This is a genomic window from Bradyrhizobium sp. HKCCYLRH3097, assembly GCF_051167875.1.
In the GTDB taxonomy this organism is placed as follows: Bacteria; Pseudomonadota; Alphaproteobacteria; order Rhizobiales; family Xanthobacteraceae; genus Bradyrhizobium.
The window spans coordinates 92,713-116,649 of record NZ_JBNPTX010000011.1 but is presented as its reverse complement, the minus strand read 5'-3'; the positions used below and the strand labels follow the sequence as shown (position 1 = coordinate 116,649).

Annotated in this window: 20 protein-coding genes; 15 read left to right on the top strand and 5 right to left on the bottom strand. The window is 66.3% G+C overall.

All coding sequences use genetic code 11. The features are described from left to right. The first annotated feature begins 92 nt into the window (after positions 1-92). The 13 genes from ytfQ (at position 93) to mmsB (ending at position 15,030) form a co-directional block, all read left to right on the top strand. The gene (ytfQ, locus tag ACQR0U_RS24405) at positions 93-1,058 is read left to right on the top strand and encodes a galactofuranose ABC transporter, galactofuranose-binding protein YtfQ (protein ID WP_315718196.1); all 966 of its coding nucleotides are present in this window, start codon (positions 93-95) and stop codon (positions 1,056-1,058) included. Positions 1,059-1,167: 109 nt separating this feature from the next. Continuing rightward, positions 1,168-2,718, top strand: a complete 1,551-nt coding sequence (locus ACQR0U_RS24400; RefSeq protein WP_434872297.1) for a sugar ABC transporter ATP-binding protein — start codon at positions 1,168-1,170, stop codon at positions 2,716-2,718. After that, on the top strand, positions 2,715-3,707 hold the full coding sequence (locus ACQR0U_RS24395; protein WP_315718199.1) for an ABC transporter permease: 993 nt from the start codon (positions 2,715-2,717) through the stop codon (positions 3,705-3,707). The genes ACQR0U_RS24400 and ACQR0U_RS24395 overlap by 4 nt, the downstream gene beginning before the upstream one ends. Further along, positions 3,704-4,699, top strand: a complete 996-nt coding sequence (gene yjfF / locus ACQR0U_RS24390; protein WP_316171572.1) for a galactofuranose ABC transporter, permease protein YjfF — start codon at positions 3,704-3,706, stop codon at positions 4,697-4,699. Before ACQR0U_RS24395 ends, yjfF begins: the two co-directional genes overlap by 4 nt. Beyond that, positions 4,696-5,439: a FadR/GntR family transcriptional regulator gene (locus ACQR0U_RS24385; RefSeq protein WP_315827042.1), complete on the top strand. Its 744-nt coding sequence runs from the start codon at positions 4,696-4,698 to the stop codon at positions 5,437-5,439. The genes yjfF and ACQR0U_RS24385 overlap by 4 nt, the downstream gene beginning before the upstream one ends. Beyond that, entirely contained in the window at positions 5,436-7,172 is a 1,737-nt protein-coding gene (locus ACQR0U_RS24380) for an IlvD/Edd family dehydratase (RefSeq protein WP_316171573.1), read from the top strand. The genes ACQR0U_RS24385 and ACQR0U_RS24380 overlap by 4 nt, the downstream gene beginning before the upstream one ends. Before the next feature lie 9 nt (positions 7,173-7,181). After that, positions 7,182-8,111 carry a dihydrodipicolinate synthase family protein gene (locus ACQR0U_RS24375; RefSeq protein WP_315750333.1) on the top strand — a complete coding sequence of 310 codons (930 nt, stop codon included), beginning with the start codon at positions 7,182-7,184 and terminating at the stop codon, positions 8,109-8,111. A gap of 2 nt (positions 8,112-8,113) precedes the next feature. Continuing rightward, positions 8,114-9,040, top strand: a complete 927-nt coding sequence (locus ACQR0U_RS24370) for a Gfo/Idh/MocA family protein (RefSeq protein WP_315750334.1) — start codon at positions 8,114-8,116, stop codon at positions 9,038-9,040. Between the two features lie 4 nt (positions 9,041-9,044). After that, positions 9,045-10,124, top strand: a complete 1,080-nt coding sequence (locus ACQR0U_RS24365) for an aldose epimerase family protein (protein ID WP_316171574.1) — start codon at positions 9,045-9,047, stop codon at positions 10,122-10,124. Next, positions 10,124-11,005: an SMP-30/gluconolactonase/LRE family protein gene (locus ACQR0U_RS24360; RefSeq protein WP_315750448.1), complete on the top strand. Its 882-nt coding sequence runs from the start codon at positions 10,124-10,126 to the stop codon at positions 11,003-11,005. Before ACQR0U_RS24365 ends, ACQR0U_RS24360 begins: the two co-directional genes overlap by 1 nt. A gap of 109 nt (positions 11,006-11,114) precedes the next feature. Then, positions 11,115-12,185, top strand: a complete 1,071-nt coding sequence (chvE, locus tag ACQR0U_RS24355) for a multiple monosaccharide ABC transporter substrate-binding protein (protein WP_315750336.1) — start codon at positions 11,115-11,117, stop codon at positions 12,183-12,185. A gap of 82 nt (positions 12,186-12,267) precedes the next feature. Next, on the top strand, positions 12,268-13,818 hold the full coding sequence (gene mmsA, locus ACQR0U_RS24350) for a multiple monosaccharide ABC transporter ATP-binding protein (protein ID WP_315750337.1): 1,551 nt from the start codon (positions 12,268-12,270) through the stop codon (positions 13,816-13,818). Positions 13,819-13,839: 21 nt separating this feature from the next. Next, positions 13,840-15,030: a multiple monosaccharide ABC transporter permease gene (gene mmsB, locus ACQR0U_RS24345; RefSeq protein ID WP_434842894.1), complete on the top strand. Its 1,191-nt coding sequence runs from the start codon at positions 13,840-13,842 to the stop codon at positions 15,028-15,030. Positions 15,031-15,188: 158 nt separating this feature from the next. On the opposite strand, the gene ACQR0U_RS24340 is transcribed toward mmsB, so the two are convergent. From ACQR0U_RS24340 to ACQR0U_RS24325, 4 genes are all read right to left on the bottom strand, one after another. After that, entirely contained in the window at positions 15,189-16,808 is a 1,620-nt protein-coding gene (locus ACQR0U_RS24340) for a rhodanese-like domain-containing protein (RefSeq protein ID WP_315827037.1), read from the bottom strand. A 191-nt stretch (positions 16,809-16,999) separates the two neighbouring features. Then, a complete protein-coding gene (locus ACQR0U_RS24335; protein ID WP_316226326.1) occupies positions 17,000-17,164 on the bottom strand; it encodes a hypothetical protein in 165 nt (54 codons plus the stop codon). A 92-nt stretch (positions 17,165-17,256) separates the two neighbouring features. After that, positions 17,257-17,775 carry a hypothetical protein gene (locus ACQR0U_RS24330; RefSeq protein ID WP_315750449.1) on the bottom strand — a complete coding sequence of 173 codons (519 nt, stop codon included), beginning with the start codon at positions 17,773-17,775 and terminating at the stop codon, positions 17,257-17,259. 276 nt (positions 17,776-18,051) lie between these two features. Then, positions 18,052-18,456, bottom strand: a complete 405-nt coding sequence (locus ACQR0U_RS24325) for a nuclear transport factor 2 family protein (protein ID WP_315718215.1) — start codon at positions 18,454-18,456, stop codon at positions 18,052-18,054. 136 nt (positions 18,457-18,592) lie between these two features. Between ACQR0U_RS24325 and ACQR0U_RS24320 the strand changes: the two genes are divergently transcribed. Next, positions 18,593-20,209 (top strand): flavin monoamine oxidase family protein, encoded by a 1,617-nt coding sequence (locus ACQR0U_RS24320; RefSeq protein ID WP_434842895.1) that lies wholly within the window; start codon positions 18,593-18,595, stop codon positions 20,207-20,209. A 223-nt stretch (positions 20,210-20,432) separates the two neighbouring features. Here the strand turns inward: ACQR0U_RS24320 and ACQR0U_RS24315 are convergent, their stop codons facing one another. Then, a complete protein-coding gene (locus ACQR0U_RS24315) occupies positions 20,433-22,175 on the bottom strand; it encodes a hypothetical protein (RefSeq protein WP_434842896.1) in 1,743 nt (580 codons plus the stop codon). Positions 22,176-22,757: 582 nt separating this feature from the next. Between ACQR0U_RS24315 and ACQR0U_RS24310 the strand changes: the two genes are divergently transcribed. Next, the gene (locus ACQR0U_RS24310) at positions 22,758-23,915 is read left to right on the top strand and encodes a PcfJ domain-containing protein (protein WP_316167697.1); all 1,158 of its coding nucleotides are present in this window, start codon (positions 22,758-22,760) and stop codon (positions 23,913-23,915) included. Positions 23,916-23,937: the final 22 nt, after the last annotated feature.

Genomic DNA, 23,937 nt, shown 5'->3' with positions numbered 1-23,937 from the left:
CACCGGCCGTCGAGGCGGGTGAATAGGTGCGTCGGCACCGCTGTTCGCGGCGGCGCATCAAAAAACAGTACCTTTTTGGGAGAGAACGTCTGATGACCCTGAAAGCCCTCTTTGCGGCCTCGGCAACGGCCGCCTTGTTGCTTGCCACGTCTGCTGGCGCCGCTGAGCTGACCGTCGGCTTCTCGCAGATCGGATCGGAGTCCGGTTGGCGCGCCGCCGAGACCTCGGTCTCGAAATCTGAAGCCGCCAAGCGCAAGATCAACCTGAAGATCGCCGACGCCCAGCAGAAGCAGGAGAACCAGATCAAGGCGATCCGCTCCTTCATCGCCCAGGGCGTGGACGCGATCTTCCTCGCACCGGTCGTGGCCTCCGGCTGGGACGCGGTGCTGAAGGAAGCCAAGGAAGCCAAGATCCCGGTCGTGCTGCTCGACCGCGACATCGATCCCTCCGGCAAGGACCTCTATCTGACCGCCGTCACCTCCGACAGCGTGCACGAGGGCGAGGTGGCAGGCGAGTGGCTCGCCAAGACGGTCGGCGGCAAGGCCTGCAACGTCGTCGAGCTGCAGGGCACGGTCGGCGCCAGCGTCGCCACCAACCGCAAGAAGGGCTTTGACGCCGTCGTCGCCAAGAACGCCAACCTGAAGGTCGTTCGCAGCCAGACCGGCGACTTCACCCGTGCCAAGGGCAAGGAGGTGATGGAAAGCTTCATCAAGGCCGAGAATGGCGGCAAGTCGATCTGCGCCGTCTACGCCCACAACGACGACATGATGGTCGGCGCCATCCAGGCGATGAAGGAAGCCGGGCTCAAGCCGGGCAAGGACATCCTGACCGTCTCGATCGACGCCGTGCCGGACATCTTCAAGGCGATCGCCGCCGGCGAAGCCAACGCCACCGTCGAGCTGACGCCGAACATGGCGGGCCCGGCGTTCGACGCAATCGTGGCTTTCAAGGAGAAGGGCACCGTTCCGCCGAAGTGGATCCAGACGGAATCGAAGCTCTACACCGCGACTGACGATCCGCAGAAGGTCTACGACAGCAAGAAGGGGCTCGGCTACTGAGCCGAAGATCTCGCCGTCGTCCTGGCTGTTGCCGGGACGACGGAAATCAATCGTGGCGCCCGCATCGCGTGCGGGCGTCGACTTTCCGGTCTTGCCCAAGTAGTTCGTCATGTCTGATCCTTCAGCTCCGCCGGCGATGCGTCCGTCTCTTCTGGAGATCCGCGGCCTCACCAAGAGCTTCGGTGCGCTCAAGGCGCTGCAGGATGTCGACTTCATGCTGGGTGAGGGCGAGATCCACGCGCTGCTCGGCGAGAATGGCGCCGGCAAGTCGACGCTGATCAAGGTCGTCACCGGCGTTTTCGCGCGGGACGCCGGCACCGTGCGGCTGGCCGATCGGGAGATCGCGCCGCGCTCGGCCAAGGACGCGGTCGATGCCGGCATCGCCACCGTCTATCAGGAAGTCAATCTGCTGCCGAACCTCTCGGTGGCGCAAAATCTGTATCTCGGCCGGCAGCCGACGCGGTTCGGCGTCGTGCGCGAGGCCGAGATGCGGCGGCGCGCGCATGCGCTGCTGCTGGATTATGGGCTGGACATCGACGTCGGCGCACCGCTTTCGAGCTACTCGGTCGCGGTCCAGCATATCACGGCGATCGCGCGCGCCGTCGATCTGTCGGCGCGCGTCCTCATTCTCGACGAGCCCACGGCGAGCCTCGACCGCCACGAGGTCGAGATCCTGTTCAAGGTGATGCGAAAGCTCGCGGCTGATGGCATCGGCATCATCTTCGTCAGCCACTTCCTCGATCAGGTCTATGAGATCTGCGACCGCGTCACGGTGCTGCGCAACGGCCGGCTGATCGGCACGCGCGAGATTGCCGATCTGCCGCGGCTCGACCTGATCCGCATGATGCTCGGGCGGGAGCTGGCCGAGACCACCCACGAACGCGCAGCGAGCCAGCCGGACAAGGCGCGCGAGGTCTGCATCAGTTTCAAGGGCTATGGCAAGCAGGGCTACCTTGCGCCGTTCGATCTCGAGCTGCGCCGCGGCGAGGTGGTCGGGCTCGCCGGCCTGCTCGGCTCCGGACGCACCGAAACGGCACGGCTCGTGTTCGGCGCCGAGCGCGCCGACAGCGGCGCGGCCACCGTCAACGGTGAGACCGTCCGGCTGAATTCGCCGCGCGATGCCGCCGGGCTCGGCTTCGGCCATTGTCCGGAAGAGCGCAAGACGGAGGGCATCGTTGCCGACCTCACCGTGCGCGAGAACATCGTGCTGGCGCTACAGGCGCGGCGCGGCCTGCACCGGCCACTGTCGCGGCGCGAGCAGGACGAGATCGCGATGCGTTACATCCGCATGCTCGACATCCGGCCGCCGGATCCGGAACGTCCGATCGGGCTGCTGTCGGGCGGCAACCAGCAGAAGGCGCTGCTGGCGCGCTGGCTCGCCACGTCGCCGAAGCTCCTCGTTCTGGACGAGCCGACGCGCGGCATCGACGTCGGGGCCCATGCCGAGATCATCCGGCTGGTGCGCGAGCTGTGCGAGCAGGGGCTGGCGCTGCTTGTGATCTCCTCCGAGCTCGACGAGATCGTGACCTATTCGAACCGCGTCATCGTGCTGCGCGACCGCGCCCATGTCGAGGAGCTGAAGGGCGACGCCGTCGAGGTCTCCAGCATTCTTGCGGCGATCGCTGCGGATACCGAGTCCGTGCGCGAGGCCGCATCATGACGCTTCGCATTCCCCGCCGTGGCCTGGCACAAGCGCTCGCACTGATCTTGATCCTGATCATCGATCGCGCGGTGTCGCCGCAGTTCTTCAATCTCCATCTGCAGGACGGCCGGCTGTTCGGCAGCGTCATCGACGTCCTGAACCGCGGCACGCCGGTGGCGCTGCTGTCGCTGGGCATGGTGCTCGTCATCGCGACCGGAGGCATCGACCTTTCGGTCGGTGCCGTGATGGCGATCGCGGGCGCTACTGCGGCGAGCCTCGCCGATACGCATTCGCTGCCGGTGGTCATCGGCTCCGCGCTCGCTGTCGGTCTGGTGTGCGGGCTCTGGAACGGCATCCTCGTTGCCTTCTTGCGTATCCAGCCGATCGTCGCCACGCTCATTCTGATGGTCGCAGGACGCGGCATCGCGCAGCTCATCACGGAAGGTCGGATCGTCACCTTCACCTCGCCCGATCTGGTCTGGATGGGCAACGGCGCCGTGCTCGGCCTGCCGACGCCGGTCGTGATCGCGATCGGCATGCTGCTGGTGACGGGGGCGGTCGTGCGCGGCACCGCGCTCGGGCTCTTGATCGAGGCGACCGGCGGCAACGCGCGCGCCAGCGAGCTGTCGGGCGTCGGCACCCGCGCCATGATCCTGTCGGTCTATGTCTGGTGCGGCCTCTGCGCGGCGCTCGCCGGCGTCATCGCCGCAGCCGACATCATGGGGGCGGATGCCAACAATGCCGGGCTGTGGCTCGAGCTCGATGCGATCCTCGCCGTCGTGATCGGCGGCACCTCGCTGTTTGGCGGCCGCTTCAGCCTGGTGCTGGCGGTGGCCGGCGCGCTGATCATCCAGGCCATGAACACCGGCATTTTGCTGTCGGGGTATCCGCCGGAGCTCAATCTGCTGGTCAAGGCCGTCGTCGTGCTTGCCGTGCTGCTGGCGCAATCGCCGCGGCTCGGCGATCTCTCGCGCTTCACCGCGCGCTGGCGGAGGACCAAGCCATGAAGGCCTCGACCTCGGTTGCGATCACGGCCTTCGTGCTGGTCGCCGGCTTCGCGTTGTGCGCGCTGCAGTTCCCGAACATCGCCTCGACCCGCGTCGTCGCCAACCTGCTCACCGACAACGCCTTCCTCGGCATCGTCGCGGCCGGCATGACCTTCGTCATCATCTCCGGCGGCATCGATCTGTCGGTCGGCTCGGTGATCGGCTTCACGACGGTGTTCGTGGCTCTGGCGGTCGAGCGCTGGGGCATTCCGCCGTTTGCCGCGTTCGCAATGGTGCTCGTGCTGTGCGCGCTGTTCGGCGCCGCGATGGGGGCGGTCATTCACGTATTTGAGCTGCCGCCCTTCATCGTGACGCTCGCGGGCATGTTCCTGGCGCGCGGCGTCAGCTTCCTGCTGTCGACCGAGTCGATTCCGATCACCGCTCCGATCTACAGTGCCGTCTCCGACTTTGCGATCCGGCTGCCAGGCGGCGGACGGCTCACCGCGATCGCGATTGCGATGCTCGTGATCCTGGTGCTCTGCGCGTTGCTGCTGCATTTGACCCGGTTCGGCGCCAACGTCTACGCGCTCGGCGGCAGCCGTGTGGCGACAGCCCTGATGGGCATTCCGGTCGGGCCGATGACGATCCGCATCTATATGCTGTCGAGCGTGCTTGCGGGCCTCGCCGGCATCGTCTTCTCGTTCTACACCGCGGCCGGCTACTCGCTCTCGGCCGTCGGCGTCGAGCTCGATACAATCGCGGCCGTGGTGATCGGCGGAACCTTGTTGACGGGCGGACAAGGCTCGGTCATCGGCACCTTCCTTGGCGTCCTGATCCAGGGCATGATCCAGACCTACATCAACTTCGACGGCACGCTGTCGAGCTGGTGGACCAAGATCGCCACGGGGGTTCTGTTGTTCGTCTTCATTGCGTTGCAACAAGGTCTGATGGCGCTCGCGCGCCGCTCATCCGTCAAGCCCGCAGGGGCCAAGCCGATGGGGGCGCCGACATGACGACGTCGCACATCGTCTCGATTCCGACCCGGCGCGCGCATTCCAACCATGCCGAGGTCGCCCGCAGCATCGGCATCGACATCATCTCCGGCCGACTGGCCGAGGGGGCGCGGCTGCCGGGTGATGCCGAGCTGACCGCGACCTTCGGCGTCTCACGGCCGGTGCTGCGCGAGAGCGTGAAGACCCTCGTTGCAAAAGGTCTGCTGTCGACCAAGGCCCGCGTCGGCACCGTGGTGCGCGGACGCTCGGACTGGAACATGTTCGATCCCGACGTGCTCGCCTGGCACCTCGACGCGGGCATCGACAAGCGCTTCCTCGCCGACCTCGCCGAGATCCGGTTGGCGATCGAGCCGCGCGCCGCGGCGCTCGCGGCGGAACGCCGTACGGATGACGACGTCGCGGCGATGCGCAAGGCGATGGCGCAGATGGAGCGCGAGCCATCGACATCGGTGGCTTTCGCCGAGGCTGATCTTGCGCTGCACATCGCGGTCGCCAACGCCTCGGGCAATCCCTTCATGCGCTCGATCGGCGCTGTCATCGAGGCCGCGTTGCGCGCCTCGTTCGTCCTGAGCGCCCCGATCGAGACCGCCGATCGCGACACCGTGCTGGTCTGGCACCAGCGCATCATCGACGCGATCGCCGATGGAGACGCCGAGGGCGCCTCCGAGGCCATGATCGAAGTCATCTACAACGGCCGGCGGCGCCATGCCCAGTCGGCTGCACGAACGGACCGGGAATGAGCAACGACAACGAGAAGAAGACGCTGCGGAGCCAGGCGTGGTTCGGCCGCCAGGACAAGATGGGCTTCTATTATCGCTCGTTCCTGAAGAACAGCGGCACGCCGCAGGATCGCTTCGAGGGCCGTCCGGTCATCGGCATCTGCAACACCTGGTCGGAGCTGACACCCTGCAACGCGCATTTCCGCGTCATCGCCGAGCATGTCCGCCAGGGCGTGCTCGATGCCGGCGGCTATCCGCTGGAGTTTCCGGTCTCCTCGCTCGGCGAGGTGACGATGCGCCCCACCGCGATGCTGTTCCGTAACCTCGCTTCGATGGATGTCGAGGAGGCGATCCGCGCCCACCCGCTCGACGGCGTCGTGCTGCTGATGGGCTGTGACAAGACCACGCCGGCGCTCTTGATGGGCGCCGCCTCGGCCAACCTGCCTGCGATCGGTGTTTCAGGCGGGCCACAACTGCGCGGCGTCTATCGTGGCCAGATCATCGGCTCCGGTACCAACATCATCTCGATGAGCGAGCAGCTGCGTGCCGGCGAGATCACGCTGAAGGAATTCCACGAGGCCGAGGCCGGCATGAACCGCTCCGCCGGCAGCTGCATGACCATGGGCACGGCCTCGACGATGGCCTCGATGGTCGAGGCGCTCGGCATCGGCTTGCCGGAAAATGCGGCGATTCCGGCTGCGGATGCGCGGCGCAACCTGCTGGCCCGCATGGCCGGACGGCGCATCGTCCAGATGGTCGGCGAGGATCTCAAGCCGTCGGATATCCTGACGCGCCAGGCGTTCGAGAACGCGATCCGCACGCTGGCCGCGATCGGCGGCTCGACCAATGCCGTCGTGCATCTGCTCGCGATCGCCGGCCGTGTCGGCGTCGAGCTGACGCTCGATGATTTCGATCGGCTCTGCCGCGACGTGCATTGCCTGGTCGACCTGATGCCGTCGGGCCGCTTCCTGATGGAGGACTTCTATTACGCCGGCGGCCTGCCGGCGGTGCTGCGTGCGCTCGGCGAGCGCGGCCTGCTGCACAAGGACGCGCGCACCGTCAACGGCAAGACGTTGTGGGACAATGTCGCCGAGGCTCCGAACTGGAACGCCGAGGTCATCACACCGTTCGAGACCCCGTTCAAGACGGAAGCCGGCATCGCCATTCTCACCGGCAATCTCGCCCCCAACGGCGCTGTCATCAAGCCGTCGGCGGCCTCGCCGGAACTGATGAACCATACGGGACGCGCGGTCGTGTTCGAGAGCGTCGAGGAGATGCATGACGCGGTCGACGACGACAATCTCGACATCGATGCGTCCTGCATCATGGTGCTGAAGAACTGCGGGCCGAAGGGCTATCCGGGCATGGCCGAGGTCGGCAACATGCCGCTGCCTGCGAAAGTGCTGCGTCAGGGCGTGCGCGACATGATCCGCATCTCCGATGCGCGCATGTCCGGCACGGCCTACGGCACGGTGGTGCTGCATGTCGCGCCGGAGGCTACCGTCGGCGGGCCGCTGGCGCTGGTGAGGAACGGCGACATGATCACGCTCGACGTCGCCGCGCGCCGGCTGCATCTGCATGTCAGCGACGAGGAACTGGCCGCACGCCGCGCCGCCTGGACGCCGCCGAAGCCGCATGCGGCCCGCGGCTATCAGAAGCTCTACATCGATCACGTGCTGCAGGCCGATCGCGGCGTCGATTTCGATTTCCTCGTCGGCCGCACCGGCTCGCCCGTGCCGCGCGACAATCACTGAGAGGGGCCCATGACCGCTTCCGCCAAAAAGCTCTACAAGGGAGTCTTCCCGGTGGCGCCGACCGTGTTCGACGCCGACGGCCGTCTCGACCTCGAAGGCCAGAAGCGAGCGATCGACTTCATGATCGATGCCGGCTCGCACGGCATCTGCATCCTCGCCAATTTCTCCGAGCAGTTCGTGCTGACCGATGACGAGCGCGATCTGGTGATGACCACGGTGCTGGAGCATGTTGCCGGCCGCGTGCCGATCATCGTCACCACGACGCATTTCTCGACCTTTGTCTGCGCCGAGCGTTCGCGCCGGGCGCAGGAGAAGGGCGCTGCCATGGTCATGGTGATGCCGCCCTATCACGGCGCGACCTTCCGCGTGCCGGACACCTCGATCTATGAATTCTATCGCGGCGTCTCCGACGCGATCTCGATCCCGATCATGGTGCAGGACGCACCGGTCGCCGGCACGCCGCTATCGGTGCCGTTCTTGGCGCGCATGGCCAAGGAGATCGAGAACCTCGCTTATTTCAAGATCGAAGTGCCGCGTGCGGCCGACAAGTTGCGCGCGCTGATCGAGGCAGGCGGCCCGGCGATCGAAGGTCCGTGGGACGGCGAGGAGGCAATCACCCTGATGGCCGATCTCGACGCGGGCGCCACCGGCGCGATGACCGGCGGCGGCTATCCCGATGGCATTCGCAGGATCATCGATCCGTATTTCGCGGGCGACCGCGAGGCCGCGGCGGCGGCCTATGAGCGCTGGCTGCCGCTGATCAACTACGAGAACCGGCAGTGCGGGCTTGCCACCTGCAAGATCCTGATGAAGGCGGGCGGCGTGATCCGCCACGACACGCTGCGAGCGCCGCAGCCGCCAATTCATCCGGCGACCCAGAAGGGACTGATCGAGATTGCGCGCCGGCTCGACCCAGTCGTGCTGCGCTGGGGACGCTAGAGATGAGTGAGCTTCGTGTCGCCATCGTCGGCTTCGGTAAGATCGCCAGGGATCAGCACGTGCCGGCGATCGCCGCCACCGAGGGCGTGACCCTGACGGCGGTGGCGAGCCGCAACGCCTCTCTGCCAGGCCTGCCGCATTTCGGCACCATCGAGGAGCTGCTGCGCGAGGGGCCGGAGATCGACGCCGTCTCGCTATGCACGCCGCCGCAGGTGCGCCGCGCGCAGGCGCAGGCCGCGCTCGAGGCCGGCAAGCACGTGATGCTGGAAAAGCCGCCGGGTGCGGCGGTCAGCGAGCTCGATCCATTGATCGCGCTCGCGGCTGCCAAGCAGCGCACGCTGTTCGCGACCTGGCATTCGCGCTATGCGCCGGCCGTCGAGCCGGCGCGCGCGTGGCTGTCGTCGCGTCAGATCCGCAGCGTGCGGATCGACTGGAAGGAGGACGTGCGCGTCTGGCATCCCGGACAGGCCTGGATCTGGGAGCCGGGCGGGCTCGGCGTGTTCGATCCGGGGATCAACGCGCTGTCGATCTTGACCCGCATCCTGCCCGAGCCGGTGTTCCTGACCGAGGCCGAACTGTCGTTTCCGTCCAACCGCCAGGCGCCGATCGCGGCCAACCTGTCACTGTCGACAGCCAGCGACCTGCCGATCGCGGCCGAGTTCGACTTCCGCCAGACCGGGCCGCAGAGCTGGGACATCCGGATCGAGACCGACGCCGGGCAGTTGAAGCTGTCGCTCGGCGGCGCGCGGATGACCGCGGACGATCAGCCGATGGTCGACGAGAAGGAACGCGAATATCCCGGCCTCTATCGTCGCTTCGTCGAACTGACGAAGACCGGCGCGAGCGACGTCGATCTTGCGCCGCTGCGGCTGGTGGCCGATGCGTTCCTGCTCGGCCGCCGGCAATTCGTCGAGCCGTTCGAGGACTAGAGCGATGGCAGAAGCGCGGATCACCAGGGATGTGTTTGGCAGCCTGCCGGACGGCCGCGAGGTCGAGCGCGTCACCTTGCGTGGGGCTCACGGCTTCGAGGCGCGCATCATCACCTACGGCGCGGCGCTGCAGACGCTGCTGGTGCCGGATGCGCGGGGGCTTGTCGATGACGTGGTGCTCGGTCATGACGACTTGCTGAGCTACGTCAAGCTCCGAAAGTTCTTCGGTGCGACGGTCGGGCGTTACGCCAACCGCATCGCCAAGGCGCGCTTTTCGCTCGACGGTCAGGATCTGCGCCTCGACGCCAACAATGGTGCACATGCATTGCACGGCGGCCCCGACGGCTTCGACCGCAAGCTCTGGCAGATCGTCGCGACCGAAGACGGCGCCCAGCCCTCGGTCACGATGCTCTATGTCAGTCCCGACGGCGAGGCCAATTATCCGGGGCGGCTCGACGTTCGTGTCACCTATCAGTTGACCGGGCCGATGGAGTTGGCTGTCAGCTTCAGCGCCCGGACCACCCGGACGACGGTGGTCAACCTGACCAACCACAGCTTCTTCAATCTCGATGGCCTGGCCGCCGGCAGCGACATCCTTGATCATCGTCTGACCGTCGAAGCCGACCATTATCTCGCGATCGACGAGACCGCGATCCCGCTGGAAGGGCCGCCGCACGCCGTCGCCGGCACGCCGTTCGATTTCCGCGAGCCGCATGCGGTCGGTGCCCGCATCCGCGCTGACGACCCGCAGATCAAATGCGGTCGCGGCTACGATCATAATTTCTGCCTTCGACAGCAGGCGGGGGTGCGCTTGGCCGCCCGGCTGGCGTCCCCGCGTTCGGGGCGCGTCATGGAGTTGCTCACCGATCAGCCCGGCCTGCAGGTCTATTCCGGAAACTATCTTGACGGGACCGTGACCGGCAAGGGGCGTGTCTATCGTCAGTCCGACGCGCTCTGCCTGGAGCCGCAGGTCTGGCCGGACAGTCCGAACCGCCCGGATTTTCCCAGCGCGCGTCTTGCGCCCGACGACGTCTACAAGCACGAGACGGTGTATCGCTTCTCGACCGCGGGAGCGTCCGCATGATGGAGCAGGTGCCGACCACGATCCTCTGCGACGAGCGCTGCCATCTCGGCGAGGGGCCGACCTACGATCCCCACACCGACACCGCCTGGTGGTTCGACATTCGTGAAGGCCTGCTGTTCGAGGCCAAGATCGGCAGCGGCGAACTCCGCCGGCATGGCCTCGGCAGGATGGCGAGCGCGCTCGGCCGTATCGATGCCAACAGGCAGTTGATCGTGGCCGAGGACGGGCTCTACATCCGCAGCATCGCCGACGGTGCGCTATCCCTGTATCTGCCGCTCGAAGCCGACAATCCGGCGACGCGGTCGAACGACTCCCGGGTTCATCCCTCCGGGACGTTCTGGATCGGCACCATGGGCCGCAACGCCGAGTGCGGCCTGGGCTCGATCTACGCGCTGCATCGCGGCGAGATCATCCGCCTGTTCCCCAACGTCACCATTCCCAACGCGATCTGCTTCTCGCCGGATGGCACGATCGGCTATTTCGCCGACACCGACGAGAACGTCCTCTATCGTGTCGCACTCGACCCGGAGACGGGCCTGCCGCGCGGTGAACCGGAGGTGCTGCTGCGCCATGCCGGCGTCGGTGGGCTCGATGGCGCGGTCGTCGATGCCGAGGGACGCATCTGGAACGCACGCTGGGGCGGCGGTTGCGTCGATGTCTACAGCCCGCAGGGCGAGCATCTCCGCAGCATCGCGGTTCCGGCCAGCCAGGCGAGCTGCCCGGCCTTCGTCGGCCCCGGTCTGTCGCGCCTGCTGGTCACGTCGGCCTGGCAGGACATGGACGCGGCGGCCAAGGCGGCCGACCCCGGCCATGGCCAGACTTTCCTTCTCGAGGTCGGCGCTCACGGTCGCGCCGAGCCTGACGTCAAGCTGTCGATCTGAGAGGAGGAACAATCGAGTCGAGCGTCGTTCAGCCTAACAGCCATCTGGTATCAAGATACGCAATCGCGTATTCCTAGTTCAAATCTGAAAATCTTAGAGGGAGTGAAGCATGCTGAATTTCAAGACCATCATGGCCGCCGCGCTGGCCGGCCTCGGCGCCGTGGCCCTGTCCGGCGCTGCAATGGCCCAGAGCAAGCCGACGATCGGCATCGCGATGCCGACCAAGTCGTCGGCGCGCTGGATCGACGACGGCAACAACATGGTCAAGGTGCTGAAGGAGCGCGGCTACAACACCGACCTGCAATATGCCGAGGACGACATCCCGAACCAGCTCTCGCAGGTCGAGAACATGGTCACCAAGGGCGCCAAGGTGCTGGTCATCGCGGCGATCGACGGCACCACGCTGTCCGACGCGCTGAAGCAGGCCAAGGAGAAGGGCGTCACCGTGATCGCCTATGACCGCCTGATCCGCGACACGCCGAATGTCGACTACTACGCGACATTCGACAATTTCCAGGTCGGCGTGCTGCAGGCGCAGTCGATCGTCGACAAGCTCGGCCTGAAGGACGGCAAGGGCCCGTTCAACATCGAGCTGTTCGGCGGCTCTCCGGACGACAACAACGCCTACTTCTTCTACAACGGCGCGATGTCGGTGCTGCAGCCCTATCTCGACTCCGGCAAGCTCGTGGTGGCGTCCGGTCAGAAGGGCATGGACAAGGTCGCGACCCTGCGCTGGGACGGCGCCACCGCCCAGGCCCGCATGGACAACCTGCTCAGCGCCTATTACGGCAACAAGCGTGTCGACGCGGTGCTGTCGCCCTATGACGGCCTCTCGATCGGCATCATCTCGTCCCTGAAGGGCGTCGGCTATGGCAGCGGCAACCAGCCGATGCCGGTCATCTCCGGCCAGGACGCCGAAGTGCCGTCCGTCAAGGCGATCCTGCGCGGCGATCAGTACTCGACCATCTTCAAGGACACCCGCGACCTCGCCAAGGTGACCGCCGACATGGTCGATGCTGCGCTGAGCGGCAAGCAGGTGCAGGTCAACGACACCAAGACCTACAACAACGGCGTCAAGGTCGTCCCGGCCTATCTGCTCAAGCCGGTCGTCGTCGACAAGAGCAACTGGGAGAAGGTTCTGATCGGCAGCGGCTATTACAAGAAGTCGCAGGTCGAGTGATCTCAACCGGCCGGCGAGCGCGGCCATGCGCTCGCCGGCTACTCTCGTTTAGGGCGGCTCAAGTGTTGCGGGAAACAGGGCGATGACGGCAATCCTCGAGATGCGCGGCGTCAGCAAGAGCTTCGTGGGCGTGCAGGCGCTCCGCGACGTCAGCTTCACGGTCGAGGCGGGCGAGATCCACGCCCTGGTCGGCGAGAATGGCGCCGGCAAGTCGACCTTGATGAAGGTGCTGAGCGGCGTCTATCCCTATGGCCGCTATGAGGGCCAGATCATCTTCGAGGGCGAGGAGCGGCGCTTCCGCGACATCAACGATTCCGAGGCGCTCGGCATCATCATCATCCACCAGGAGCTCGCGCTGATCCCGCTGATGTCGATCGCCGAGAACATCTTCCTGTCGCATGCGCCGCAGCGCTTCGGCGTCATCGATCGCGACGAGGTCTACCGGCGCACCCAGCAACTGCTGGCCCAGGTCGGCCTGAAGGAATCGCCGGATACGCTGATCACCGATCTCGGCGTCGGCAAGCAGCAATTGGTCGAGATCGCCAAGGCGCTGTCCAAGCGCGTCAAGCTCTTGATTCTCGACGAGCCGACCGCGAGCCTGAACGAGGCCGACAGCCAGGCGCTGCTCGACCGCCTCGTCACCTTCCGCGAGCAGGGCATCTCCTCGATCCTGATCACGCACAAGCTGAACGAGGTCGCACGCGTCGCCGATCGCATCACGGTGCTGCGCGACGGCCGCAGCGTCGACAGCATCGACTGTCGCGCCGAGCCGGTCCTGGAGGACCGCATCATCAAGAGCATGGTCAATCGCGACATGGCGCACCGCTTCCCCGAGCGGCAGCCCAAGATCGGCGAGCCCGTGTTCACGGTCGAGAACTGGTCGGTCTACCACCCGCAGCATTCCGACCGCCAAGTGATCAAGAACGTCAACTTCCAGGTGCGCCGCGGCGAGATCGTCGGCATCGCCGGCCTGATGGGCGCGGGGCGCACCGAATTCGCCATGAGCCTGTTCGGCCGCTCCTGGGGCGTCAACATCACGGGCCGCGCCCGCCTCGAAGGTCATGACGTCAATCTCAACAGCGTACCGGCGGCCATCGATGCCGGCCTCGCCTATGTCACCGAGGACCGCAAGCAGCTCGGCCTGATCCTGGCCGACGACGTGCGCAAGAACATCACCCTGGCGAGCCTATCCCAGGTCGCGCCGAACGGCGTGATCGACGACATCGCCGAGCTCAAGGCGGCGTCCGGCTACCGCGGCCGGATGCGCATCCGCTGCTCCGACGTCTATCAGGAGGCCGGCCAGCTCTCCGGCGGCAACCAGCAGAAGGTCGTGCTGTCGAAATGGCTGATGACCGATCCCAAGGTCTTGATCCTTGACGAGCCGACGCGGGGCATCGACGTTGGCGCAAAGTATGAGATTTACTGTATTATCCAGGAGCTCGCGGATGCCGGCCGGGGTGTTGTCGTGATCTCATCGGAGATGCCGGAGCTGCTCGGAATCTGCGACCGCATCTGCGTAATGAATGACGGCGCCTTCGTCGGCGAGTTCGCCGGGCCGGAGGCGACGCAGGAAAAGATCATGCGCGCCATCATGCGTAACGAAACGATCAAGAACCAGGAGACGGCCGCGTAAGCGGTCGGGAGGACGCCAGCAATGACCGACAAGACGGTTTCGCTCCCGGAGGAGAAGTCGCATAGCGGCTTCCTGAAGAACAATCTGCGCAGCTACGGCATGCTGCTGTCGCTGTTCGTGATCATGCTGTTCTTCCAGTTCATGACCGACGGCACCCTGCTGCAGCCGCTCAACCTCACCAACCTGGTGCTGCAGAACAGCTATATCGTCATCATGGCGCTGGGCATGCTGCTGGTGATCGTGACCGGGCACATCGATTTGTCGGTCGGCTCGGTCGCGGGCTTCGTCGGCGCGGTCGCGGCCGTGCTGATGGTGCGTTATCACGTCGACTTCCCGCTCGCGATCATCGCCTGCCTGATCGTTGGGGGCGCGATCGGCGCCGCGCAAGGATATTGGGTGGCCTATTTCGGCATCCCGTCGTTCATCGTCACCCTGGCCGGCATGCTCGTGTTCAAGGGTCTGGCGCTGGCGCTGCTGCAGGGGCAGTCGGTCGGGCCGTTCCCGGGCACGTTCCAGAAGCTGTCGTCCGGCTTCATCCCTGAGTTCATGCCGAGCGCGGCGCACCTTTATCCCACGTCGCTCGCGATCGGCGCGGTGCTGACGCTCATTCTGGTCTATGCCAGCGTCAAGGGCCGCGCGCGCGAAGTGGAGCACGGCATCGAGGTCGAGCCGTTCGGCTTCTTCGCCGCCAAGAACGTCGTGCTGGCCGGCGCACTGATGTATTTCACCTATCTGATCGCCTCGCATCGCGGCCTGCCCAACGTGCTGGTCATCATGACGGCGCTGATCGCGCTGTACGGCTTCATGACGCGCCGCACGGTGGTCGGCCGGCAGATCTATGCGGTCGGCGGCAACGCCAAGGCCGCCAAGCTGTCGGGCATCAAGACCGAGCGGCTGGTGTTCATGACCTTCGTCAACATGGGCGTATTGGCTGCGCTGGCCGGCCTGATCTTCGCCGCCCGGCTCAACACCGCGACGCCGAAGGCCGGCCTCGGCTTCGAGCTCGACGTCATCGCGGCGTGCTTCATCGGCGGCGCCTCGGCCTATGGCGGCGTCGGACGGGTCGGCGGTGCTGTCATCGGCGCCATGATCATGGGCGTGATGAACAACGGCATGTCCATCCTCGGCATCGGTATCGACTATCAGCAGGTCATCAAGGGCCTTGTGCTGTTAGGTGCCGTCTGCATCGACGTCTACAACCAGCGCCGCTGAGTTCTGCGCGCAGCGTCGAGTGACGCTGTCACGATGCAGGATGGGCAAAGCGACGCCGACGGCGGGTGCCCGGGAAGTCTCGCGCCCGGGTGGCAGCGGTGGGCACGCGGCATTCGCGTCGCGAATGCGGCTTTGCCCGCCCTGCGCATTCACCAGAACTACACCACGTGGAAATTCGACACGCTGTCATTGGCGAGCTGAGCGACGAGCTGCAGCTCCCAGTCGATATAGGCCTGCATCGCTTCGGCGGCGTTGTCGGTGCCCTCATAGGGACGCTTGTAGACGTCGTCGGCAGGCGAGATCCATGAGGACCGATCGCTCTCCAGCACATGGCCGGCAGCCGTCCAGGCGCGCGTACCGCCGGTGAGCGCGCGGAGCTCACGCGTCGTTGCGGCACGTGCATCCGCAAGCGCAAAGGCCGCCTCGGCGCCGTCGTCACTGGTCAGCACGATCGGACCGTCGCCTGGCAGCTTGACGAGATCCGATGAAAAGCGCGACGCCAACACGAAATGTGCGCCCGGAATGTGTCCGGCCTTGTAGCTCGGACTGCGCGTGAGATCGACGATGGTCCACGCCGCCGCATCGGCCGCGAGTTGCTCGGCGCTGATCGCCGCGTCGCCAAGCTGCGGCAGCGGCGGTCGGCGTGCGGCGCGGATTTCGGTTTCGGTCGTTCCAACGACATCCGGTCCCACGACCGCCACGTCCCAGCCCATCTGCTTCAGCCATGACGCCGTCATGCGCGCGCGCACGCCGTCATCGTCGAACAGCACCAGGCGGGCGCCGCGCACGCCGACCCACTCGTCGGTCGCCTGCACCAGCTGGCCGCCCGGCGCCGACGCGAAGCCAGCCGGATGGCCGGCGGCGTAGTCCTCGGGCGTGCGAACGTCGAGGCAATACAGCGTGCGCGTCCCAGCCTCGGCCTGATAGCGCGCGAAGGTCGCGGCATCGAGCACGCCGACGCCGACGCGCTCGGCCCAGGCCTTGGCATCCGCCAGCGCGGTCGCGTAGCTCGCCTCTGGCCGCTCCAGCATGCGCGCGGTCCTGCCGCGTTCGACCTGATGGCCGGCAAGGGTCCAGCCGATGGTGCCGTTGCGCAACGCATAGATCTTGTTCGGCAGCCCGGCATTGATCAACGACTGCGTGCCGATGATCGAGCGCGTGCGTCCGGCGCAGTTGACGATGATCGTGGTGTCGGGCGACGGCGCGAGCTCGCGCGCCCGAAACGCCAGCTCGCCGCCGGGGACGCTGACCCCGCGCGGGATGCTCATGGTGCGATATTCCTCGAAGCGGCGGGCGTCGAGCACGACCAGATTCGACTCGCGCTCGATCAGCGCCTTGGCTTCGTCGGCCGACAGAGACGGCGTGTGCCGGATGGCCTCGACCAATTCGCCGAACGCCTTGCTCGGCACGTTGACGTCCCGGAACACCTCGCCATGGCGCGCATAGCCCGACAGCCCGCCAGCGAGCATCGCGACGTCGGTGTAGCCCAGTGCATGAATGCGCGGCACCGCGCGGGCGGCATAGCCTTCGCCGTCATCATAAACGACGACGGGTACATTCAGACGCGGCACGAGATCGAGGATGCGCAGCTCGATCTGCGACAGTGGCAGCGACACCGCGAAGAACGGGTGCGACAGCGAATAGGGCCCTTCCTCGCGGACGTCGAGCAGCGCCACCTCCTCGCCGGCGCGCCAGCGCCGCCGCAGCTCGGTCGGGGTCGTCTGGCGCGGCTGATCGGATGCATTTCGGGGCAGGTGAGAGGGCGTCGGCGATGTCATTCGGGAGTCCGCAGGTGAGGTCCGCCGCGGTCCCCGGCATCGTTCATGCGTCCGTGGAGCAGACCTGCGGCATGGACCCACAATCACGGTGCGCGGCCCGGGGCCGGGGCGCATGGAATCGCCCTTGTGTGGCGGCAGGACGACCGTTTGTCCAGCCCGCCGCCCCCGATTGCGCTCGGCGGCAGCGCCGGTCAGACGTGCGGCCCAAGCATGGCGATGTAGAACAAGTCCTCGCTCGAGAGCTCGGCGGACCGCGGCGGAAGAACGGCCGCGTTTCGTCCGGTCGTCCTCTGCTCCGCCATGCGCTCGGAACGGAAGGTGCCGAGCCAGCCTCCAAACCACGAGACGTAGCGCATGAGAACCTCCGCAACTGCTGTGGCCACTCGACTATCACGCGGCAGAATTGCGCGGACAAGGTCCGGTCATGCTGTCGCGCGACTTTGGCAAATCATGCTCGCTGCAACGCGTCATCGGCAAATTCCTTTCCCGCCGCGTCCCGCTCGCACGCATCGGTTTCTCCACCGGATGCGTCAACGTCGCCATTCCGGCCCATCAGGTCGTCATGCCAATGGGTACGGAACGCCATCCAAGAGGCGTGATCCTGAAAGGCGACCTCGGCGAACCACTCGACCGTGACAGCGCCGCTCGGCCAATACCGTTCCTGGTCATGCCAGCACACCACCGGCCAGCGCGGATTGCGATAGGAGCGGCCGGTCTCGTCATGCAGCGACGGACGGCCGAGGTGATCGATCAGCCACGCCATCACCTCGGGCAGGAACGTCGCGGCAAACGACACGCCGTGGCGGCCGAGCCGTTGCGGCATCCGCATGACGCGCTGATCGATGATGGCGAACGCCGGCGGCACGGCACCGACGTTGAACTGCCGAATCATCAGCAAGCGGAAGCCGCAGTCGCAGAGCTCGGCGGGAACGGCATGAATCGCGGTCGGCTGTAGCGGAGCCGTGATGTTCATCCCAGTGCTCCCCGCGCCTGGCCGAGCGTGAGATCGATGGCGTGCTGCAACGCTGTGCGCGTCAGCACATCGCTGCGTTTTAGATAGGCGGTCAGAACGCGTGCCATCCCTGTCTCCCGTCGGCATCTGCACATTGCTGGTCGCAGCCGTCGCAGATCGCCTTGCGTGGAGACGGACATCCGGTCCGAATCCGACGCGACGAAAATCAACAATCTCCGACATTGCTGCCGGTCAGGGAGGACACATCAAGTTTCGTGCCAGATGCGGCGGTCAGTGGAGGCGATGGCCGTCGGCGTCGTCTTCCGGCGTTGCGAGCTGCGCGATCGGGCTGGATTGGTGGTGGATCATCCGCCAGGCGCCGTCGATGCGCGCGAAGTGATTGGCCGCGGCGAGCGCCGCGCCGTCCACCAGCTCGATGCAGAGCACGTGACCATGATCGCCGTCGACGATCGCGTGCGGATCCGCGCAGACGATGTTCGGCCGACCCGGGTTGGCGAGGATGTCGCGCCAGCTGCCGATCACGGCGGCGCGGCCGACGATCGCCGGCCAGCCGGGATGAATGCAGGAGATGCCGTCGCGATCGGCCCAGAGGGCGACGAGCGCCGCGAAATCACCGTCCGTGAAGGCGGCATAGAAGGCCGCATTGGCGGCCAGGATCTCGCGGTCATCGCTCATCGTGATGGCGTGAGCCAAGCCGGTGCGAAAATCAAGCAATGTTTGGAAACGCACATCCGCGCGCCTGCGAAAACTTGCAAGCTTTTTGCAGGACGCGGTCGAGACGCGATCGCAACGCATCAGCCGAGGTCCTGCCATGCTCGAAACGGCCATTGTCGGAGGTGGATTGTGCGGAATGGCACTCGCGCGCAGCCTGCAGCAGCACGGCAGCACGTTCGCTTTGTTCGAAGCCCGACATCGCCTTGGCGGACGGGTGCTGTCGGCCAGGAGCAAGGCGGGGCTTGCGCTTGACCTCGGCCCGACCTGGTTCTGGCCGGACACCCAGCCGCTGCTCGCCGGCCTGGTCGCGGAGCTCGGCCTGTCCGACTTTGCCCAGCACGATGACGGCACGGTTCTCCATCTGGAAGAGGCGGACAAGCCGGCCGAGCAGATCAGCGGGCCGCCGGTCCACCAGGGCGCGCGTCGGCTCTCCGGCGGCATGACGAAATTGATCGAGGCGCTGGCGCGCGATCTGCCGCAGCCCTTCATCCATCTCGGCCATGAGCTGATGCGTATCGTCGATTGCGGCACGCATGTGCGGCTGATCTTCGCCACGGCAACGGAATCGGTCGCGATCGAGGCCAGGCGCGCCGTGCTCGCGCTGCCGCCGCGGCTGCTGATCGACCACGTCGGCTTCTTTCCCGCGTTGGACGACGCGACCTTCGAGGCGATGCGTGGCGCCGAGACCTGGATGGCGGCACAGGCCAAGGTCGTGATCGCCTACGACCAGGCGCATTGGCGCGACCAGGGCCGGTCCGGCAATGCGTTCGTCAGCCACGAGCAGGCCGTGATCGGCGAGATCTTCGACGCCTGCGATGCCGGCGGCGACCGTGCTGCGCTCGGCGGCTTCCTCGCCTTCCCGCCCGATCTGCGCGCGACCTTCAGTGTCGGGCTGCCGCTGCTGATGGACAGCCAGATGGTGCAACTGTTCGGCTCCGCGCTGGAAGGCGGTGAGCAGCACTATCAGGACTGGGCGGCCGAGCGCTTCACCTGCAGCGCACTGGATCGCACCACGCCGCGCGGCGAGCACAGCGAGATCGCCAATCCGATGCTGCGGCGGGCGCTGTGGGACGGGCGGCTGCATCTCGGTGGCGCCGAAACCGCAAGCCACGCGGCCGGCTATCTCGAAGGTGCCCTGAACGCCGCCAGGCGCATCGAGCGCGCGATGGCCCGGGTGATCGGCGAGACCGTCGGGCCGCGCCCGGCCGCGGCGATCGGCGACGGGCTGTCGGGCAACGCAGCGAGCCTCGCCTGGTTCGGCGCCTGGGTCGCCGCGCAGCGTGATGCCGCGTTCGACGACTATCGGCAGCGGCTCAACCGCAGCCTCGCCGCGCAGCAGCGCGAACAACTGACGCAGCTCGCTCTTCTCGGGGCCACCGAGCAGGTGTTCGCAGCGGCGCTGCAGGTGCTGGACGCACTGACCTTCGACATGCGCGACGTCGCCGTCGAACGCGGTCGCTCCGCCCTGATGCCCGAGATCCAGAAGCCGTTTCGCGATGTCATGCAGTCGCTGCTCGACGACGCTGTCGCGTTCAACCGCACCTCCTGCGCGCTGTCGAACTTTCCGTTCGAGCACAAGCCGTCGAAAGATTATCTGCAGACGATCCTGCGCGACATCGCCGCCGCCTGGCAGGAGTTCTCGCTCGCCGCGAACCGTCTGCTGCTGGCGAAGGCGGAAGCGGCGATGCGCCCGCCGACGAGAGTGTCGTCGTGAGTCGGACGGCATCGAGGTGCAAACCATGAAGCTGCAGATCGAACGCCCCACCATCGAGACGATGGCGGCGGCCTTTCCGCACCTCGCTCCGCTCATGGAGCAGTTGCGCTTCGGCGACAAGGTCGAGGTCAACCTCGCGCAGCTCGCGGGCGCCGAGCTCGACTTCCTGCGCGACAGCTACCGTGGAGCGGTGACCGATGTCCGGCGCGCGCCGTCGGCTATATCAGCCCCAGATGTGGTGCAGTGCGTGGTGGTGATGATCGACGACGGTCGAAGAATGCGCCGCTGCCGTGGTGTGGGTCGAGGTCGAGTTGTGGGCGGCGGCCGTCGTGTTGTTGTGGTGATGGTGCGAAGAGCCTTGAGTGGTCGTCTTGGTGGTCGTCGATGTCGTATTGCCGGTGGCGTTGGTCGCGGTCGTCGTCCCGGTCTTGGTCGTGGTTCCGCCGCTCGATGTCGCGGCCGTGGACGTGCTGGTACCGCCGGTGCCGTTTGCGATGTTCGGCGTGGCCGTGACCTTCGTCGTCCCCTGGGCGAGGCCGGCGACCGATGTCGCCTTGGAGACCGTCGTTGCCGATCCGACATAGGTCGCGCCGCCGATCGCGATGTTGTTGCCGCTGACGTCGTTCGCGTCGGCGACGAAGCCTTCGCCGGCAGCCGTCAGCATCGCGAGGTCCGAAGTGAGCGCCGCGCCGGTATCCCCGTTCAGGATGCCCTGCAGTCCTTTGATGGCGGTGGCGGAGTCCGCCTGCAGCGTGCCATTGTTGAGCTCGTTGTCGAAACGGCCCTGGAACACGGCGCCCTGGGCGGCATCGAAGCTGGCGCCGAAATTGTTGTAGTTCTCGATCTGCGTGATCAGCGCCTGGCTGGCCGTACCGCTGCCGTTCACGATCGCCATCAGTTGCGCGTTGATCGTGTTCGCCTCGGCGACGAAGGTGGCCCAGAAATTGGTTTGCGCCTGATTGTCTTGGAACCGCGTGACCGTGCCGGTGAGGCCGCCCGGATCCTCGGCGAAGCCGCCGGTGTGGCCCGGATTGCCGTTACCGCCGGCCGCGACGTTCAAAGCGGCGTCGTTCTGGACGATGTCGATGATGTCGAGCAGATTGTCCGCCGTGCCCCGCAGCGCGGTGGTGTTTCCGGTCGCGGCGGCGGCATCGTATTTCTCGAGCTGCAGCGTGACCTGATTCAGCACGGTCTGGAGGTGAAGCGTCGTGGCGGCTGCCGCGTTGGTGGTTTCTCCGGCTTCGATCTGCGCGAGCAGGGTCGCGTTGGCGAGGATGGCCGTGAGGCCCGATTGCACCGCCGTCAGGTCGTTGGTCACTTGGGTCAGATTGGTCGCGTTGATGCCGCCGGAGATGACGCTCACTGCGGCATTGAAGACCTCGCCGACCACCTTCAGGCTGGTGCCCGCCGTCGCGGCCGCGAGCGTGGTCGGATCGTCTGCGCCTGCCGGCAGGTTCTGGAACGCAACGTCGGTCGCGCCGGTATTGGCGGTGAAGGTGACGTTGTTGAGTGCCGCCGACAGATGCGCGTCGTTGTTGATCTCCGACAGGATCTCGGTCTGCAACGCGTGGATGGTCTGCGACGCCGCCGACAATGTCGTCGCATTCGTGGTCTGCGCGGCCGCGGTCAGCAGCGTGCCGAGCTGGGTCTGGACGTTGGTCAGCGCGGCGATGTCTGTGGAGTTCAGCGCAAACGTCTCGCCACCGATCGTCACGTCGTTCGGGTTGGCCAGGATGGCCGCGATATCGTTCTGCACCGCATGGATGTCAGTGGTGTAGTTCGACAGGAAGGTGTTCGAATTGCCGCTGCCTTGACTGCCGGAATAGAGGCCGAGCGAGATGCGAACGGCGTCGTCGAAGACGACGCCGGCTTGAACCAGATCGGTCGACAGATTGAGCGCACTCGCTCGCGTGAGCAGGTTGGACGTGCCGTTGGCGAGCGCAGTCGCATTGAAGTTGGTGGCCATTCGATCGTCTCCTCGCACTTTACTGCTGTCGCGGCATGACAATCCTGGTCGGCAATGCATCTGCGTTCGCCTGTATCGCTTCGATGCAGGTCGTCGGGATGGTGCATGTCGTGACGTGAGGAGCTTTGTAGTTACACAATCGGGCCGTCGGCCGCTGCAAAGTCGTCATCGAACGGGCAGCGGGCCGGCTTTCCAGTCTGTTTGTTTCTGTCTGGCGGAGGAGAAATATTCGTTGGGCGCGTGCGACGTTCTGCCGCATGCCTGATTGGGCGCTGCATCCTGCTCGTCGGTGAATAGAATCATTTGCAACTAACAGTGCCGCGCTTCGTGATGATGCGCGGCTGAAAGAATATAGCGTTGGCGTGCCCCGCCGCTGATGCCTCGTGACATGCCTGCGCTGAAGAGCGGCGCGCGACGGCTTGCAATATCTGCAGTTCGGATGTATGAGCGTCGCCCGTTTCAATACCCAAAGCGTTCAACGCGAGAGGCCATCAGCCATGTCAAGTCCACTGTGCGCGACACGATCCGTGCCGACGCCCGCAGTGCGTTCGGCTGACAGTCACTCCATCATGTTGAACGACCATGGCACAGTCATTGATGGCGCGCCGGCGGGAGGCCGAGCGCGCGCGGGTTGAAGCCTATCAGCTGACGCTGCGCCGCGCGGTGCGGCCGACGCGTTCGCCGCCGGATCTGCACAATGCGATCCGCGAGGCGCGGCGCGGCTTCGAGGCTGACATCATTCGCGATCCAGAAGGCTGGAAGCCCCAGTTGAAGACGCGCGACGCCGCGCGGCTGCGGCTGGCGGCTGCGCGTCATCTGTTTGGCCGCTATTCGGTGGCCCAGCACCTGGAGCTGATCTGGATCGATGACGGCGGGCTCGGCCGCGACGAGACGATCCTGCGCAAGCGCTGGTACATCGCGGTCGCCGGCGGCGGCTCGCTGTACAAGGCAGGCGCCTCGGCTTGGCTGTCGCGCAAGGAGGTTCACGCCTTTCTCCATCCGCTCGGGCAGGTCGGCTTCGACGAGGCGATATGGCAGGCGATCGCGCGGTCCTACACGAGCGATCCGGCGATCGTGTTGCGGATCGCCCGGTCCAGGATTGCGCGGACGCCGCGCGGCGAGATCGCGTTCTGGCGCGAGGCGACGCAGTTCTTCTGCGCACATCCGACGACGGGCGAGGAGATCGACGATCTCTGCGACTACATCGCGCATCGTCGCCGGCGCGAGCGCCAGTTCAGCCTCAAGGGCCGCTCGCTGGCCGCGCTGCGCCGGCTGATGAACGCATGGCATCGTGATCTCGCGGTGATCGCGCGCATCGAGGCGGCGCGCCGGCGGGCCGAGATCGCCCGTGGCCGCATGGCGGCACGGACCGCGGAGCCAGCGCATTGGCCGGGGGCCGCGCTGACGGACTGGTCATGGAGCCCGTCGAAGGGCTCGGCCACGCGCGACGCGTATGTCATCATGCAGTTGCGGACCGCCGAGGATCTCGTCGCGGAGTCCAGGGCGATGCATCACTGTGTCGCGAGCTACGCGGACAAGTGCATTGCCGGCCACGCCTCGATCTGGTCGCTGCGCTATCGTCACGCCGGCAAGACGCAGCGGCTGCTGACGATCGAGCTCAACCCGCGGCACCGCGCGGTTCAGATCCGCGGCTTCGCCAACCGCGTCGCTAACGCGGACGAGCGCAAGGTCCTGGAGCGCTGGGCCAAGGCGCGCGGGATCGAGCTGCCGCAGACATGAGCTGCGTCGCCCCTGCCGGGCG

Coding starts and splice junctions, on each gene's coding strand:
- ytfQ (WP_315718196.1), top strand. CDS start 93: ATGACCCTGAAAGCCCTCTTTGCGGCCTCGGCAACGGCCGCCTTGTTG.
- ACQR0U_RS24400 (WP_434872297.1), top strand. CDS start 1,168: ATGTCTGATCCTTCAGCTCCGCCGGCGATGCGTCCGTCTCTTCTGGAG.
- ACQR0U_RS24395 (WP_315718199.1), top strand. CDS start 2,715: ATGACGCTTCGCATTCCCCGCCGTGGCCTGGCACAAGCGCTCGCACTG.
- yjfF (WP_316171572.1), top strand. CDS start 3,704: ATGAAGGCCTCGACCTCGGTTGCGATCACGGCCTTCGTGCTGGTCGCC.
- ACQR0U_RS24385 (WP_315827042.1), top strand. CDS start 4,696: ATGACGACGTCGCACATCGTCTCGATTCCGACCCGGCGCGCGCATTCC.
- ACQR0U_RS24380 (WP_316171573.1), top strand. CDS start 5,436: ATGAGCAACGACAACGAGAAGAAGACGCTGCGGAGCCAGGCGTGGTTC.
- ACQR0U_RS24375 (WP_315750333.1), top strand. CDS start 7,182: ATGACCGCTTCCGCCAAAAAGCTCTACAAGGGAGTCTTCCCGGTGGCG.
- ACQR0U_RS24370 (WP_315750334.1), top strand. CDS start 8,114: ATGAGTGAGCTTCGTGTCGCCATCGTCGGCTTCGGTAAGATCGCCAGG.
- ACQR0U_RS24365 (WP_316171574.1), top strand. CDS start 9,045: ATGGCAGAAGCGCGGATCACCAGGGATGTGTTTGGCAGCCTGCCGGAC.
- ACQR0U_RS24360 (WP_315750448.1), top strand. CDS start 10,124: ATGGAGCAGGTGCCGACCACGATCCTCTGCGACGAGCGCTGCCATCTC.
- chvE (WP_315750336.1), top strand. CDS start 11,115: ATGCTGAATTTCAAGACCATCATGGCCGCCGCGCTGGCCGGCCTCGGC.
- mmsA (WP_315750337.1), top strand. CDS start 12,268: ATGACGGCAATCCTCGAGATGCGCGGCGTCAGCAAGAGCTTCGTGGGC.
- mmsB (WP_434842894.1), top strand. CDS start 13,840: ATGACCGACAAGACGGTTTCGCTCCCGGAGGAGAAGTCGCATAGCGGC.
- ACQR0U_RS24340 (WP_315827037.1), bottom strand. CDS start 16,808: ATGACATCGCCGACGCCCTCTCACCTGCCCCGAAATGCATCCGATCAG.
- ACQR0U_RS24335 (WP_316226326.1), bottom strand. CDS start 17,164: ATGCGCTACGTCTCGTGGTTTGGAGGCTGGCTCGGCACCTTCCGTTCC.
- ACQR0U_RS24325 (WP_315718215.1), bottom strand. CDS start 18,456: ATGAGCGATGACCGCGAGATCCTGGCCGCCAATGCGGCCTTCTATGCC.
- ACQR0U_RS24320 (WP_434842895.1), top strand. CDS start 18,593: ATGCTCGAAACGGCCATTGTCGGAGGTGGATTGTGCGGAATGGCACTC.
- ACQR0U_RS24315 (WP_434842896.1), bottom strand. CDS start 22,175: ATGGCCACCAACTTCAATGCGACTGCGCTCGCCAACGGCACGTCCAAC.
- ACQR0U_RS24310 (WP_316167697.1), top strand. CDS start 22,758: ATGGCACAGTCATTGATGGCGCGCCGGCGGGAGGCCGAGCGCGCGCGG.